Below are 15179 nucleotides of genomic sequence, written 5' to 3' on the forward strand. Positions count from 1 at the left end.
ACCCCATGCAGAAGTCACCGGCATTTGCTGAACTTGAGGCTATTCTTGATAAGAGGATCATGGTTCTCGATGGCGCCATGGGCACCATGATACAGGGGTTTAAGCTGACGGAGGAAGATTACCGGGGTACAGCCTATGCCAATGTCAGCAATGACCTGAAGGGCAATAATGACCTTTTGACCCTCACCAAGCCAGAGGTGATTGAAAGTATACATGATGATTTTCTGGCGGCGGGCTCCGACATACTGGAGACTAACACCTTCAACTCCACCTCGATCGCGCAAGCGGACTACAAGCTGGAAAAGGCGGTCTATGAGCTCAACAAGCAGGGCGCGGCGCTTGCCCGCAAGGCGGCTGACCGCTGGACGGAAAAAACTCCCGAAAAGCCACGCTTCGTGGCGGGCGTCCTGGGGCCGACCAACCGCACGGCATCGATCTCACCAGATGTGAATGATCCGGGCTATCGCAATGTTTCCTTTGATGAATTGGTCGAGGCATATGATGAGGCACTGCGGGGCCTGATTGATGGCGGGGCGCAGATCATCCTGATCGAAACCGTGTTTGACAGCCTCAACTGCAAGGCTGCTATCTATGCGGTTCTGCGCTACTTCGATGAAACGGGCATTCGTCATCCAGTTATGGTCTCTGGCACCATCACCGATGCGTCGGGACGGACCCTCTCGGGGCAGACAGCAGAAGCCTTCTGGGCCTCCATGGCGCATGTGCAGCCAATCAGTATCGGATTTAATTGTGCGTTGGGTGCCAAGGACTTACGGCCGCATGTTCAGTCTGTCTCGAACGTTGCGACGGCGCGGGTTAGCGTGCATCCCAATGCCGGCCTTCCCAACGAACTTGGGGACTATGACGACACCCCGGCCTATATGGCTGAACAGCTTGGCGAGTTTGCGAAAAGTGGCCTTGTCAATATTGTCGGCGGGTGCTGCGGTACGCGCCCGGAACATATCGCCGCCATTGCCGAGGCCGTTGCCAATCTTCCACCGCGCAAAATACCCGATCTCGAACCAGTTTGTCGCTTGAGCGGGCTGGAGCCGCTTTATCTGGACGATGTGGCGGGTTTTATCAATGTCGGGGAGCGGACGAATGTTGCCGGTTCTGCCAAGTTCAAGAAACTGGTGATGGAAGGGGATTATGATACAGCCCTCGATATCGCGCGGGAGCAGGTGATTAACGGTGCGCAAATCGTTGATGTAAATATGGATGACGCCATGCTGGATGCGAAATCCGCCATGACTACATTCCTCAACCTCATCGCCTCGGAGCCGGATATCAGCCGGGTGCCGATCATGGTCGACAGTTCCAAATGGGAAGTCTTGCAAGCAGGCCTTAAAACCATTCAGGGCAAGGGCGTCGTCAATTCGATTTCTTTAAAGGAAGGTGAAGAGGAATTTATTGAGCATGCGCGGGAAGTGCGCCGCTTTGGCGCGGCGGCTGTGGTCATGGCATTCGATGAAGATGGGCAGGCGGATAGCAAAGAGCGGATGATTGAGATCTGCACGCGTTGTTATAAGATTTTGACGGAAGTCGTTGATTTTCCTCCAGAAGATATCATTTTTGATCCGAATATTTTCCCCATTGCCACGGGCATTGACGAGCATCGTAACTTTTCCCGCGATTATATTGAGGCAACGCGCGAGCTAAAAGCGACCCTCCCGCATATTCAGATCAGCGGCGGCGTCAGCAACATGTCCTTCTCGCTCCGGGGCAACAACCCCATGCGCGAGGCGATGCATTCCGTTTTCCTCTATCACGCGATCCAGGCGGGCATGGATATGGGCATCGTGAACGCGGGCCAACTTGCCGTCTATTCAGATATCCCCGAAGACCTGCGCGACCGCATTGAGGATGTGGTCTTCAACAAGCGCGAGGACGGGACGGAACGCTTGCTCGAAGTGGCGGAGCAGGCCATCGGCCAGAAGCGGAGCAATGTCATTGATCTTTCCTGGCGCGAAGGAACGGTCGGTGAGCGGCTGACCCATGCGTTGGTGAAAGGCATTTCCGATTATATCATCGACGATACGGAAGAGGCGCGCCAACAGTTCCCACGGCCCATTCAGGTAATCGAGGGGCCGTTGATGGACGGCATGAATGTAGTTGGTGACCTCTTTGGGTCGGGCAAGATGTTCCTGCCGCAGGTGGTGAAAAGCGCACGCGTCATGAAGCAGGCAGTTGCCCATCTTCTGCCCTTTATCGAGGCGGAGAAAGACAAGAGCGGTGAGTCCCAGACCAAGGGCAAGGTGCTGATGGCGACGGTCAAGGGCGATGTGCATGATATTGGCAAGAACATCGTTGGCGTCGTCCTTCAATGCAATAATTTCGAGGTGATCGACCTTGGCGTGATGGTGCCGTACTCGAAAATCCTTGAAACAGCGATCGCGGAGAAGGTTGATATTATCGGACTTTCCGGGCTGATCACGCCGTCCCTTGAAGAAATGGCGACAGTTGCCGCAGAAATGCAGCGACAGGGATTTGAACTGCCACTGTTGATCGGCGGGGCGACCACCTCGAAGGTGCATACGGCGCTCAAGATCGCGCCGCAATATGACGGGACAACGATCTATGTGACCGATGCCTCTCGTGCTGTTGGTATTGCGACGAAGCTGACCAGTAACGAAAACAACAAAGAGTTAGTCGATAGTATTAAAGTAGAATATGAGCAAGTACGGGAGAATTATCTGAAAAAATCTCGCCCCGATCAGCAATTCACACTGGCAGAAGCGCGCGCAAATGCCGTGCCGATCGACTGGTCAGGGTATCAGCCTCCGGTACCGCCTTTTCCTGGCCTGAATGAGTTCCAGAACATAAACCTGGCGAGTTTGCGCGAGTATATTGACTGGTCACCCTTCTTCCGGACGTGGGAGCTTGCGGGACATTTCCCGAAAATCCTGAAAGATAAGGTTGTCGGGGAAACCGCGACCGAACTTTATAACGATGCGACCGCCATGCTGGATAAGATCATTGATGAAAAATGGTTGCAGGCGAAAGCGATTGTCGGATTATTCCCGGCAGCGCGGGACGGGGATGACGTGATTGTCTATACGGATGAGAGCCGAACCGAAGAGAAACATCGTTTCCACTTTTTGCGTCAACAGATGATGCGGAAAAACGGGCGCGCCAACCACAGCCTCGCGGATTATATCGCACCGGTGGAAAGCGGCCTGAAGGACTATATCGGCGCCTTTGCCGTGACGGCGGGTCTCGGAATTGAGTCAAAGCTTGAAGAATTCAAGAGAACCCATGATGATTACAGCAGTATTATGTTAAAAGCCTTGGCCGATAGACTGGCGGAGGCGATGGCTGAATATATACATCAGCAAACGCGAAAAGAGCTTTGGGCCTATGCCCGCGATGAGCAACTTGGCAACGAAGATCTGATCCGCGAAAGCTATCAGGGTATCCGCCCGGCGCCCGGCTATCCGGCCTGCCCGGAGCATTCGGAAAAACGCGGATTGTTCGATCTGTTGGAAGCGGAAAAGCGCGTCGGTATTGAGCTTACCGAAAGTTTTGCCATGATGCCGGCCTCGTCGGTGTCGGGGCTTTATTTCTCTCATCCGGAGGCACGCTATTTCGGGATTGGCAATGTCGGTCGTGATCAGGTGGAGGATTACGCCAAACGCAAGGGAATTTCGCCCGACGCAGCAGAAAGACTGCTGGCCTCAAACCTTGCCTATGAGCGGGTTCGGCGTGCCGGGTAAGTCGCTCTGTTTAATGACGCAAAGTTGATTTTCGTCGGAATGGCGTTGCGGTAATAATACAGTCTATTACCGTCGGAGGATATACATGTACCGTCGTATCGGCCTAGTCGTCATAATCTTGCTCTTTATCGGAGCGGCGAAGGCTTTTGCCTTCGAGGGTGTCAACAAGAGCTTCATTGGCGGTCTTGCCGTTGATGGCTATGACAGCACAGCCTATTTCACGAAGGCCAAACCGGAAGAAGGGGGCGCGGATTTTAGTGTCGAGTATAAGGGCGCGACCATGGCGCTTTGCCGACGCGAAAAGTCGTGATCTGTTTGCGGCCAGTCCTTCGGCATACGCCCCTCAATATGGCGGCTATTGCTCCAACCAGATGAGCCTTGGCAATCTCGCCGATACGGACCCGGGCGTTTGGCTGATCTTTGAGGGCAAGCTCTATCTCTTCGGCCATGACGCAGGCCGTATCCGTTGGCGGCAAACGGGCATTGCCGAACGGATCAAGGACGCTGATGAAAACTGGCAAAAATTCCTCGCTAAAGATTAATAAATAATAAATAATACAATCGTATTTTGGCGAGAGAGATAGCGCTGACAGTTTCTCTGACGGCGGCAGACTGATGAAATGAAGAGGCAGGAAATATGAATATTTCACGCAGAGGATTTTTGGCGGCCGCGGGCGTTGCGGCGAGTGCATCTGTTGCGCGAATACCGATAGCCGAAGCTAATCAGAGAAAAATTTTATATGTCCGCACGCGACAGATCGAAGTCGATGGCAAGGCCGTGACTCGCTATGGCGTCGAACAGGAAAATGGTACATTCGGTCTTTTCCTCGACCCCGGTGATCATTTCGATGTTCAACTCGTGAACGAGCTTTCAGACAGCACCCTCGTTCACTGGCATGGGATGGAAGAGCCCTGGCAGCAGGATGGCGTACCTTATCTCTCCGCCCTTCCAATCGCGCCGGGAAGCAGTGCGAACTACAATTTCGCGGCGAAACCTACCGGCACACGTTGGATGCATTCGCATTTCGGATTGCAGGAGCAGAACCTGCTCGCGTCACCACTGATCATCCGGGATAAAGCAGCGATGCAAGAAAATGCTCAGGAGGTTGTCTTGTTCCTCGAGGATTTTTCATGGACAAGCCCTGAGGAAATTTTCGCAAATTTGCGTAAACCCAAGCCGTTGATGAAAATGGGATCGAAGAGCGATAAGGATACCGGTCCCGATCTGAATGACGTTAAATTCGATGCGTTTCTCGCGAACGACCGCACGCTTGACGATCCGGATGTGATTGCGGTGGAAAAGGGTGGAAGAGTGCGTCTTCGCATTATCAATGCGTCGGCCTCCTCTAACTACACAATCGATCTGGGGTCTCTGGACGGAACATTAGTCGCCGTCGACGGCAATCCGGTAGAACCTTTGATCGGCAAGACCTTCCCGCTCGCCATTGCGCAGCGCGCAGACATCATACTTGAATTACCATCAGATGGTTCGGCCGCGGCGGTGCTCGCTCATTGCGAAGGACGGAAAATGCGCTCAGGCATCGTGCTTGCGCCGAAAGGTGCCAGAGTCGAGAAAATTTCGACAGTGACCGATAGCGAGGGGCCGCGTGTCGGGCTTGATCAGGAATTGCTGCTTCGCGCCGCCACTCCGCTTATTCCGCATAAGGTCCAGCGTCGTATTCCGGTGAAACTGACCGGCTCGATGTCGAGTTATATCTGGAGTATGCCAATTGAGGGGCAAGGCGGTATGCCTGCCGTCGTTTCAGAGAAGCAGCGCGTCGAGATCATCATGACCAATGAGACGCCTATGTCCCATCCGATGCATCTGCACGGTCACAGCTTCCAGGTTGTAGAGATCAACGGCAAACGGATCGCGGGCGCCCTTCGTGACACGATCATGGTGCCGCCGAAGACGCAGGTGACGGTCGCTCTCGATACCCTAAACCCCGGACTCTGGGCATTTCATTGTCATAATCTCTATCATCTTGCGGCCGGAATGTTCTCGACCATGGCCTATCGGCATGTTCCGCAAACCACTTAAAATCGTCCACTTCTATTTGCCGTAGCCGCCGCCAGACGGTGTCTGGATAACGAAAATATCGTCTGCTTCCATCTCGGTCTTGTCGCGGCCTTCCAAGGTGTCGATCTCGCCATTCTTGCGGATGACCCATTGCTTGCCGACCTCTCCATCTTCACCACCGTTCAGGCCGAAAGGCGGCACAACACGGTGGCTGGAAAGAAGCGCGGCGGACATCGGTTCATGAAAACGGAATTTGCGAAGCGTTCCGTCGCCACCTTTATGCGCGCCTTTACCGCCGGAGCCGCGTCTCGATCTCGAAGCTTTCCAGCGTCACCGGAAAGCGCCATTCGACCACCTCCGGATCGGTCAGGCGGGAATTGGTCATATGGGTATGCACCGCACTGGTCCCGTCGAAATCAGGGCCCGCGCCGGAACCACCACAGATCGTTTCGTAATATTGATAGGTTTCGTTGCCGAAGGTAAAATTATTCATTGTCCCTTGCGCTGCCGCCATTACGCCAAGCGCGCCGAACAGACAATCGGTGATGCATTGTGATGTTTCGACGTTGCCAGCAACCACGGTTGCCGGATATTCGGGCGACAGCATGGAGCGGTCGGGTATGATAATCTTCAACGGTTTGAGACAGCCGGCATTCAGCGGAATATCGCTTTCCACCAGGCAACGGAACACATACAGCACCGCCGCTGTGGTGACGGCACGCGGCGCGTTATAGTTGGTCGGGTGCTGCCCGCTGGTGCCAGTGAAATCAATGGTAGCCGAACGGGCCGCCTTGTCGATGGAGATATTGACCTTAATCTCATACCCATCATCCATGGGATAAGTGAAGGACCCATCCTTTAGCACATCCAGCACTCGGCGCACGGATTCCTCGGCGTTATCCTGTACGTGGTCCATATAGGCATGGACGACCTCAAGGGAGAAATGATCGACCATCTTGCGCAGTTCCTGAATGCCCTTCTCGCAGGCCGCGATCTGAGCCTTCAGGTCGGCCATATTCTGATCGGTGTTGCGGGACGGATACTTGCCGGATTTAAGGATCTCGACAATCTCGTCTTCAAGCAGCCGTCCGCCATCGACCAGCAACACGTTATCGAGGATGACGCCTTCCTCTTCTACCGTTCGACTGTCGGGCGGCATGGAGCCGGGCGTGGTGCCTCCGATATCCGCATGGTGCCCACGGCTTGCCACGTAGAAGAGGACGTCCTTGCCTGCAAGATCAAAAACGGGCGTGATTACCGTGACATCGGGCAGATGCGTCCCGCCGTTATAAGGCGCATTAAGGACGAAAACATCGCCCGCTTTCATCGTCGATTTATGTTTATTGATTACCGCCTTGATGCTCTCTGACATGGAGCCCAGATGCACGGGCATATGGGGCGCATTGGCGATCAGGTCTCCGTTCAAGTCAAAGACCGCGCAAGAGAAATCGAGCCGTTCCTTGATATTCACCGAATAGGCCGTTTTTTCCAGCACCGTACCCATCTGTTCGGCGACATTCATGAAGAGATTGTTGAAAATCTCCAGCATGACCGGATCGACTGCCGTGCCGATGGCGAGTTCGCGCTTGAGTTCCTCGACGCGGGTAAGGACGAGATAGCCTCGATCTGTCATTTCCGCCTGCCAACCCGGTTCAATTACATTTGTGCCGGTTTTCTCGACAATGACTGCGGGGCCGTTGATCTTCGAGCCCGAGGGCAAGGCGTCGCGATCATAGAAGGGGCAATTCTGCCAGCTATCCCCGACAAAGATTGCCTCTTGGGCGAGGGGGCCGACGTCCATGTTACCACTCCTTCGGATCGGATCCTCAATCTTGTCGCCGATACCGACTACTTCAACGGCGGCGGCCTCAACGATCATCGCTTTTTCCGGCGTTGTAAAGCCGAAGCGCTGACGATGTGCGGCCTCGAACGCTTTGGTGATCTCACCCAACGGGCCATCATCGACAACCATCGCGGTATCGGAGCCCTGATATTTGATATGGAGCTTGCGTTCGACATCGATGCGGGCCTCTGCCACTCCTTGCGCACGCATTTCCGCCAACCCCTCTGTGGCGAGAGTATCCAGGGTTATGGCAATGTCGGGAAGGGCCGAGTCTTCCAGCGTCACCTCCATCGCTTTTTCTTTCAACACGCGAAGGTCGGCCAGACCCATCCCGAAGGCGGAAAGAACGCCCGCATAAGGGTGCAACATGATCTTCTTCATACCGAGGCTGTCGGCAACGAGGCAGGCATGCTGGCCACCAGCACCCCCGAAGGAGGTCAGGACATATTCGGAGACGTCATAGCCGCGCTGAACAGAGATTTTCTTGATCGCATTGGCCATATTTTCCACCGCGATAAAGAGAAAGCCGCGCGCGACTTCTTCCGGGCTGCGGTTATCGCCCGTGGCAGCGTTGATTTTCGTGGCCAAGGCTTCGAATTTCTCACGCACTGTCTCCACAGATAACGCCTCATCGGCGTTGGGGCCGAAGACTTTGGGAAAGAATGCCGGGGAAAGCTTGCCGAGCATCACATTGCAATCAGTGACGGTTAGCGGGCCACCCTTGCGGTAGCAGGCAGGGCCGGGATTGGCGCCCGCGCTATCCGGACCAACCTTATATCTTGCACCATCGAAATGCAGGATTGAACCACCGCCTGCCGCCACGGTGTGGATCAGCATCATTGGCGCCCGCATGCGCACTCCTGCAACCTCCGTCTCGAAAGTGCGTTCATACTCGCCACCATAATGGGAAACGTCGGTCGACGTGCCGCCCATATCGAAACCGATGACTTTCTCGAACCCGGCCATGGCGCTGGTCTGTACCATGCCAACCACGCCGCCCGCTGGACCAGAGAGAATGGCGTCTTTCCCATGGAAAAACCGCGCATCCGTCAGCCCACCATTCGATTGCATGAACATCAGGCGGGTTTCGCCTAGTTCGGATGCAACTCGGTCAACATAGCGGCGTAAGATGGGGGAGAGATAGGCATCTACCACGGTGGTGTCACCACGGCTGACTAATTTCATCAGCGGGCTGGTTTCATGACTGGTTGAGATTTGGGTGAAGCCAATGCCCCTAGCGATTTCGGCGACAGCTTTCTCATGATCCGGATAACGGTACCCGTGCATGAAGACAATGGCACAGGTACGCAGACCCGCATCATATGCTTCTTGCAGCTTGGCGCGCGCGTCGACTGTGTCGAGAGGTCGGATCATCTCGCCGGTTGCACCGACGCGCTCCTTCACCTCAATAACGCGGCTATAGAGCATCTCCGGTAGCTCGATATGCAGTGCAAAGAGCTTGGGGCGCGTCTGATAGCCGATCCGGAGGGCATCTCGGAACCCCTCCGTTGTGATTAGTGCCAGCGGTTCGCCCTTGCGCTCCAGCAATGCGTTGGTGGCGACGGTTGTTCCCATCTTGACCGCTTCGATGTGTGATGCAGGTATATCTTCGGTTTTGCCGAGGCCGAGCAGGTCACGGATACCCTGCAGCGCGGCATCTTCATACTGCTCCGGGTTTTCGCTCAGTAACTTGTGGGTAACGATGCTGCCATCGGGTCGGCGCGCAACCAAATCGGTAAAGGTGCCGCCGCGATCGACCCAGAATTGCCATTCTTTCGTTGCCGCATCATTCATGTTTTTAGCCATAATTTCTCTCAAGTTTAGCAGAAAAGACCCTCTGTCGCGCCGCCGGGTTACAAGAATCCTTATCATCAGGCACGGGCGCAGGTAAAGCCATATTGCCAAATGTTCTTTCTGCTTTCACGAATTCGCACCGCCACGCGTTTGTGAGACATGTAGATAACAGGAAAGTAGTAGAAGATGACGGCGGATGACCCTCTCGAAAATTATGTTCCCTTATCCCGGTCGCCGATCTGGGATCTGGTGCGAAGTTATTATGGTACCTTGGGCACAGAGGCATGGGAGCCGGGAAGGGTGCCCAACTACGTGACGACAAACCCGTTTATCGGACGCGCCTACGCTAAAGTCATTCGCGGTTTTCTTGATGATTTCGGGCAAAGCGGGACGACCCGTGCACGCCGGGAGCCGCATTACATCCTGGAACTTGGTGCAGGTACGGGACGCTTCGCATATGGTTTCGTGCTGCATTTCTTTTCAGCAGAGGAATTGGCCGTCGCAAAAAAACGGAATGTCGTCTATGTGATGACAGAAGTAAGTAAGGCCGCCATTGATTTTTGGCGGCGGCACCCGCAGCTTAAACCCTTTGTCGATCAGGGCGTTCTCGATTTTGCCTATCTAGATGTCCTGAAAGACGATCCGATCCGGCTTCTAATCTCGGGTCAGGAACTAACACCGGGCAGTCTTTCCAATCCTCTCTCTGTAATCGCAAATTATGTGTTCGATAGCTTGCCGCATGATTTTTACTGTGTGAAGGATAAAAAATTATTTGAAAGGCGGGTCTGCCATCGGATTGAAACGGACAGCGATGAAATAGAGGACATTATCCGTCATACGGAATTCAATTATCAGGAAGAGCCCGCGCCAGTAAAGATATATGAGAATGAGGACTGGAACCGTACACTTGGGAAATATCGGAGGATGCAGGGAGAATTGAATTTCTCTCTTCCCGTCGGAGGCTTTCGTATGATTGATCGGCTGGCGGCACTTACAACAGGCGCGACGTTTATGCTCACCGGTGATTTCGGAGTAACGGCGCTCTCCGATTTGTGGGATTTACCGCCGCGCCGAGTTGCCCGCAATGGCGTGTTCAGTATGCATGTCAATTATCATGCGCTTCGTGAATATGTCGGGATGCGCAAAGGTCGGTTTCTCTCTCCCGATCACTCGAAATCTTCATTGGAAATGGCGGGCGTGCTGATGAATCCTGGGCGGCGAAAGGCCCGGCATCTAACGCATCAATTCAATACCCATATTCGCGACACCGGGCCCGATGAATTCTTCATGCTGAAAAAAATTGCGGAGAAAAACTTCGCAGATTACAGCTTGCCGCAAATACTTGCACTAATGCGCATAAGCTGCGGCGATATAAAGATTTTCCGTGGTTGTGTTGGTGCGCTGAGAAAGACATTGCCCACGGCAAGTGCACATCAGAAAAAGTCAGTTGTCGACGCTCTGAAAAGAGTTGATAAGGCACATTTTAGATGTGATTCAAACCCCGATCCCGCGATTACTATTATCCATCTGATGGAAGAAGCCGGGGCGCCGGACGAGGCAATGGAAATTCTTGAGCGAAATCGGCTGTTTCTGAACGCAACATCTGAGGGAGTATTTCTGGTTGTAAATTTGTTGATGAAGGCAGGACGCCATAAGGAGGCACTTGAGCCATTGAAAAGTTTGCTTGTGAGGGAGCCAGATAATCGCAAGGCACATCATTTATTCGGCCGTGTCGTAGAAGAAATAGAGGCAAAGAGTATGCCGTGTCGCAAGACGATTTTTGCGGTGAAATGAGCGAGAGTAAGAAAATTTAAACTCTATGTCGTTAATGATATGCTATTCCTAGTGTATTATTTTTAAACGACATTGAGACAGGACCCATGGCGCATAAAGGCATTATTCTCGCGGGCGGTACAGGCAGCCGGCTTCATCCCTTGACGTTGGGTGTCAGTAAACAGCTGATGCCGATTTACGACAAGCCGATGATCTATTATCCGTTGACGACGCTGATGCTGGCGGATATTCGGGATATCCTCATTATCACCACGCCGGAAGAGCAGGATGTGTTTATTCGCGTGTTGGGCGATGGTGCACGCTGGGGCTTGAATATTTCGTATGCGGCGCAGCCATCGCCGGATGGTCTGGCTCAGGCATTTATTATTGGTGCTGATCATATCGGCGACGATCATTCCGCTCTGATTCTCGGCGATAATATTTTTTACGCCAACCGTTTCAGCCAACTCCTGCAGAGTGCAAAAGGTCGGGAAGTTGGCGCGACCATTTTCGGCTATCATGTCTCGGACCCGACAGCTTATGGCGTCGCCGAATTTGATCAGACTGGTAAGGTCATCGGGGTTGAGGAAAAGCCGAAAAATCCGAAATCGAACTTCGCCATTACCGGGCTCTATTTCTATGATAATCAGGTGATCGATTTTGCCAAGCATCTGAAACCGAGTGCGCGGGGTGAGCTGGAAATCACCGATCTCAACCGTCTCTATCTCGATCAGGGGGAGCTCAGCATGGAATTGCTGGGCCGGGGTAGTGCACTGGCTCGATACCGGCACACATGACAATCTGCTGGAAGCGTCTCACTTCGTACAGACGATTGAAAAGCGGCAGGGCCTCAAAATTGCCTGTCCAGAGGAAATCGCCTATCAGAAGAAATTCATCACGGCGGACGAACTCGCCGCCCTCGCCGAACCGCTCAGGAAGAGCGGCTATGGCGAGTATTTGCTCGATCTTATCAAATAAATTCTAGATAACGCCGCGCTCTACAAGCGTGGCAACGATCTGGTCGGCGGAGTCTTCAGGGCTCTGCCTAATGCCATCGATGACAATTTCCGCATTCTCCGGCCGTTCATAATCCGAAGAGATACCGGTGAAATTCTTGATTTCGCCTGCGCGCGCCTTCTTATACAGGCCTTTTATGTCGCGCGCCTCGCAGATTTCCAGCGGCGTATCGACGAAGACTTCAAGAAACTCTCCATCCTCCAACAGGCCGCGCGCCATTTGCCGCTCGCTTCTAAAGGGAGAGATGAAGGAAACGAGGGTAATCAACCCCGCATCGACCATGAGCTTCGCCGTTTCGCCAACACGGCGGATATTCTCAACCCTGTCCGCATCAGTGAAGCCGAGATCCTTGTTCAGCCCGTGACGCACGTTATCGCCGTCCAGCAAATAGGTGTGCTTATCCATGGCATGAAGCTTTTTCTCGACGAGATTGGCGATCGTTGATTTGCCTGATCCGGAAAGTCCCGTAAACCAGAGAACAGAGGCTTTCTGTCTCTTCTGTTCAGCGCGGGCCTCTTTATGAATATCCACTGATTGCCAATGGATATTTTCTGCCCGGCGGAGCGCAAATTCGATCATCCCGGCGGCGACCGTCGCGTTGGTGAAGCGATCAATGAGGATAAAAGAGCCGGTTCCCGGATTTTCTGCATATGGATCGAAGGAAATGGCTTTATCCAGTGACAGGTTACACACGCCAATTTCGTTGAGTTCAAGTTTTTTGGACGCCATCTGCTCCATGGTGTTGACGTTGACTGTGTATTTAAGATTGCTGACCCGCGCGGCGGTCGTTCCGGTGCCGAGTTTCAGAAGATAGGTCCGGCTTGGCAGCATCGAGATCGCTGCTCATCCAGACGATCTTGGCCTCGAATTGGTCGGCGGTTGCTGGGCGGTCTTTCGTGGCACAAAGGATATCGCCGCGACTGATGTCGATCTCGTCTTCAAGGGTGAGGGTGACAGCCTGTCCAGCAATGGCCTCCTCAAGGTCACCGTCGAAGGTGACGATACGAGAAATCCGGCTGCTCCGTCCTGACGCGGGCTCGACGATTTCATCCCCGACATGGATCGTTCCGCTGGCGATAGTGCCGGAGAAGCCCCGGAAATCAAGGTTCGGCCGATTGACCCACTGCACGGGCATCCGGAACGGGCGGGAGAGGTCCTCTGCACCGATCTCAACGCCTTCCAGGTGCGCTAACACGCTAGGCCCGCTGTACCAAGCCATGGCCTCGCTTGCGCCGATCATGTTGTCGCCTTTCAGCGCCGAGACGGGAATCGGGGTAATTTGTTCGAAATTGAGTTGCTCCGCGAATTTGAGGTAATCACTGCGGATTTGTTCGAATACCTCTTCACTATAGTCAACCAGGTCCATCTTGTTGATCGCCAGCACGACTTTCTTGATGCCGAGCAGGTTAACCAGATAGCTGTGCCGCATTGTTTGGATCAGCACGCCTTTGCGGGCATCGATCAGGATAACGGCGAGGTCGGCGGTTGACGCGCCGGTTACCATATTTCGGGTGTATTGCTCATGTCCGGGGGTGTCGGCGACGATGAATTTGCGCTTGTCGGTCGCAAAAAAACGATAGGCAACGTCAATGGTGATGCCCTGTTCGCGCTCCGCCTGTAACCCATCTAGGAGGAGGGCGTAGTCAATCTCGCCATTCTGCGTGCCGACGCGTTTGCTCTCGGCGGTGAGGGTCGCGAGTTGATCCTCGAACAACAGCTTCAGAATCCCACAGAAGGCGACCGATAAAGGTACTCTTGCCGTCATCAACGCTGCCGCAAGTAATAAAGCGGAGGAGGTTTTTCTGTTCCTGGGTCTTGAGATAGGCGTCGATTTCCGCTGTTGCGGTGTCGGTTTTCTGATCCATCAGAAATACCCCTCTTGCTTTTTCTTCTCCATCGACCCGGCCTGATCCTTGTCGATCAGCCGTCCCTGTCGCTCCGATGTGCGGGCGACGAGCATTTCCTGAATAATCTCGGGCAGGGTGGCGGCGGTCGATTCAATCGCACCGGTGAGCGGATAGCAACCTAGCGTGCGGAAGCGGACTGATTTCATCATCGGTGTTTCGCCCTCATTCAAAGGCATCCGGTCGTCATCGACCATAATCAGCATCCCCTCGCGCTCTACCACCGGGCGTTCGGCGGCGAAATAGAGCGGCACAATGGGAATATCCTCCATATAGATATATTGCCAGATATCGAGTTCGGTCCAGTTGGAGAGGGGGAAGGCTCTGATGCTCTCCCCTTTGCGGACCCGACCGTTATAAATATTCCAAAGCTCGGGGCGCTGGTTTTTCGGATCCCAGCGATGCGCCTCATTGCGAAAAGAGAAGACCCGCTCTTTCGCGCGGCTTGCCTCCTCATCCCGGCGGGCGCCGCCAAAAGCTGCATCGAACTTGTACTGATCGAGTGCTTGTTTCAGAGCCTCCGTCTTCATGATGTCGGTATGAAGCGCCGAGCCATGGGTAAAGGGACCGACCCCCTGCTTGGCGCCTTCAGGGTTGATATGCACCAACAATTCGAGACCGTAATCCTTCACGATGGTATCGCGGAAATGGATCATCTCGCGGAATTTCCAGGTAGTGTCCACATGCAGGAGTGGAAAAGGAATGGGTGATGGAAAAAAGGCCTTCCGCGCAAGATGCAGCAGCACCGCAGAATCCTTGCCGATGGAATACAGCATGACTGGCCGTTCAAACTCCGCGGCGACTTCCCGGAAGATATGAATGCTTTCTGCTTCCAGCTGGCGTAAATGGGTCAACCGCGATGTACTCATAATGTCGTCTCTTGTTCCAGTATCCGGGCGCTCCTGCGCCGTTATGCACAAGGGCTTATATAATATCGAGAGTTGCCACAAGAAGAAACAACCCTATTTAACTATAAAATTATGTAAAATATATCATTTTGCATAAATTTACCGTGTAAATATGAACATAGGATCTCTTATACCCTGTTGCAATATGGGAAAATGCGGTTGTCGGCGCGTCACCATGGCCGGGATGATGGAAAATACGCGAAGGAA

General features: G+C 53.7%; 6 protein-coding genes and 3 pseudogenes. 6 read left to right on the forward strand and 3 right to left on the reverse strand.

Translation table 11 applies throughout. The features are described 5' to 3' along the window. Nucleotides 1-5: 5 nt before the first annotated feature. From metH to AC0L73_RS17780, 4 genes are all read left to right on the forward strand, one after another. Nucleotides 6-3713 carry a methionine synthase gene (metH, locus tag AC0L73_RS17765; RefSeq protein WP_473654443.1) on the forward strand — a complete coding sequence of 1236 codons (3708 nt, stop codon included), beginning with the start codon at nucleotides 6-8 and terminating at the stop codon, nucleotides 3711-3713. 85 nt (nucleotides 3714-3798) lie between these two features. Next, nucleotides 3799-4023 carry a hypothetical protein gene (locus AC0L73_RS17770; RefSeq protein ID WP_473654444.1) on the forward strand — a complete coding sequence of 75 codons (225 nt, stop codon included), beginning with the start codon at nucleotides 3799-3801 and terminating at the stop codon, nucleotides 4021-4023. Then, nucleotides 3971-4255, forward strand: coding sequence for a YHS domain-containing (seleno)protein (locus tag AC0L73_RS17775; RefSeq protein WP_473654445.1), 285 nt, complete (start codon nucleotides 3971-3973; stop codon nucleotides 4253-4255). The genes AC0L73_RS17770 and AC0L73_RS17775 overlap by 53 nt, the downstream gene beginning before the upstream one ends. A 95-nt stretch (nucleotides 4256-4350) precedes the next feature. Beyond that, nucleotides 4351-5754 carry a multicopper oxidase family protein gene (locus AC0L73_RS17780; protein WP_473654446.1) on the forward strand — a complete coding sequence of 468 codons (1404 nt, stop codon included), beginning with the start codon at nucleotides 4351-4353 and terminating at the stop codon, nucleotides 5752-5754. A 12-nt stretch (nucleotides 5755-5766) separates the two neighbouring features. On the opposite strand, the pseudogene AC0L73_RS17785 reads toward AC0L73_RS17780, so the two are convergent. Then, nucleotides 5767-9370, reverse strand: a pseudogene (locus AC0L73_RS17785) (hydantoinase B/oxoprolinase family protein). Between the two features lie 186 nt (nucleotides 9371-9556). On the opposite strand from AC0L73_RS17785, the gene AC0L73_RS17790 reads away from it, so the two are divergent. After that, entirely contained in the window at nucleotides 9557-11164 is a 1608-nt protein-coding gene (locus tag AC0L73_RS17790; RefSeq protein WP_473654447.1) for an SAM-dependent methyltransferase, read from the forward strand. 86 nt (nucleotides 11165-11250) lie between these two features. Then, a pseudogene (gene rfbA, locus AC0L73_RS17795) lies at nucleotides 11251-12121 on the forward strand (glucose-1-phosphate thymidylyltransferase RfbA). Nucleotides 12122-12124: 3 nt separating this feature from the next. Here rfbA and cysN read toward each other — a convergent pair. Continuing rightward, a pseudogene (gene cysN / locus AC0L73_RS17800) lies at nucleotides 12125-14025 on the reverse strand (sulfate adenylyltransferase subunit CysN). Continuing rightward, on the reverse strand, nucleotides 14025-14978 hold the full coding sequence (gene cysD / locus AC0L73_RS17805) for a sulfate adenylyltransferase subunit CysD (RefSeq protein ID WP_473655469.1): 954 nt from the start codon (nucleotides 14976-14978) through the stop codon (nucleotides 14025-14027). The pseudogene cysN and the gene cysD overlap by 1 nt, the downstream one beginning before the upstream one ends. Nucleotides 14979-15179 lie beyond the last annotated feature (201 nt).

The organism is Sneathiella sp. D3-11, from assembly GCF_055809395.1.

Excerpts from the sequence above, each read along its gene's own strand:
- AC0L73_RS17770 (WP_473654444.1), top strand. The coding sequence starts at position 3,799 with ATGTACCGTCGTATCGGCCTAGTCGTCATAATCTTGCTCTTTATCGGA.
- AC0L73_RS17790 (WP_473654447.1), top strand. The coding sequence starts at position 9,557 with ATGACGGCGGATGACCCTCTCGAAAATTATGTTCCCTTATCCCGGTCG.
- metH (WP_473654443.1), top strand. The coding sequence starts at position 6 with ATGCAGAAGTCACCGGCATTTGCTGAACTTGAGGCTATTCTTGATAAG.
- AC0L73_RS17780 (WP_473654446.1), top strand. The coding sequence starts at position 4,351 with ATGAATATTTCACGCAGAGGATTTTTGGCGGCCGCGGGCGTTGCGGCG.